This window comes from Neobacillus drentensis, assembly GCF_036962765.1.
Taxonomy (GTDB): domain Bacteria; phylum Bacillota; class Bacilli; order Bacillales; family Cytobacillaceae; genus Neobacillus; species Neobacillus drentensis_C.
In genome coordinates this window covers 1-1,365 of record NZ_JBALOS010000069.1, presented here as the reverse complement: position 1 = coordinate 1,365, position 1,365 = coordinate 1, and the positions used below count along the sequence as shown (strand labels likewise).

Sequence of the window (1,365 nt, the reverse complement as noted above, 5' to 3'; positions counted from 1 at the left end):
AGATAGACGAGACTTTATTAAAAAAGGTGGTATTGGTGCACTTGCCCTTACTGTTGCATCAGCTGGAATACCAGTAGATTTTTTTAGCAGCACAGTTCATGCAGAAAAATTGGATCATAATGTTGCACTCCAATTTAAACCAGATGGAAAGTTCAAAATCGTTCAGTTTAATGATACACAAGATGATGAGCGTATTGATGTGCGAACCATCCAGCTAATGGAGAAAGTGCTTGACTCTGAGAAACCTGACTTTGTCGTGCTTAATGGCGATAACATTTCTGGTGGTTGTGATACTCCAATGGAGATGAAACAAGCCATTAACAATGTTGCACAACCGATGGAAAAAAGAGGTATCAAGTGGGCGGTAACATTCGGGAACCACGATGAAGATTCTACCCCTAAAAGCGGGCTTAATGAAGAAGATATGTTGAATATTTACATGTCCTATAAATATAATATGAATCGGCCAGGGGCAAAAGGTGTTACTGGAACTGGGAACATGAACCTTATCATTAAGAACTCTAGAGGTAACAAAGCGGCATTCAATCTCTGGCTGTTAGACAGTGGCAGGTATGCCCCACCAACCATTGCTGGTCAGGATTTTAAAGGATACCCTACGTGGGATTGGCTGCGCTTTAATCAGGTAAGCTGGTATTATGAGACCTCAAAGCGAATAGAGAAGCAATGGGGATATAAAGTTCCTTCGCTCGTTTTCATACATATCCCTCTTTGGGAACATCGATATATGTGGTATGCAAGCGTAGATGAGAGATCTGATTCTAACCATGCCCTTGCTGTTAAAAAGCACAATATTGTAGGTGAAAGAAATGAAGAGGAATGTCCGGGTCCAATCAACAGTGGTTTGTTTTCGGCCATGCTAGAGAGAGGCGATGTAAAGGGCGTATTTTGCGGTCATGATCACGTCAATAACTATATGGGTAATTATTATGGAATTTTGCTTGGCTACTCCAGTAGCACAGGGTTTGGTGCCTATGGTTTACCTGGATCTGATAGAAATAGACTTCGAGGAGCCAGAGTATTCAATTTAGACGAAAACACAGAAGGCACGCTTAGTGAAACCCACATGGTTTTTGCCAAGGATTACGGAATTGACTTAACAGCGAATGATCAAAGTATTGACCCAGAGCCACTACAGGACACTGGAAAAAATTAGAAATATATTGATCTCAAAAACTAAAGACATTAATACTCGAAATTCATATTTCTAGCAAAAAACAGGTCAAACTTTTGACCTGTTTTTACATTTTCTTATATCGTTACCTATTTACTTATCGCCGATTAAAAAATACCTCCTACACAGAACCTCGCTGTACACTATGGATTGCATAATAATAATAATAAATG

The 1,365-nt window shown here is 39.6% G+C and carries 1 protein-coding gene; it reads left to right on the top strand.

The window, feature by feature from the left end; genetic code table 11:
• On the top strand, positions 1-1,174 hold a 1,174-nt coding region (locus tag V7137_RS10390), incomplete at its 5' end, for a metallophosphoesterase family protein (RefSeq protein ID WP_335698016.1).
• Between the last annotated feature and the right edge of the window lie 191 nt (positions 1,175-1,365).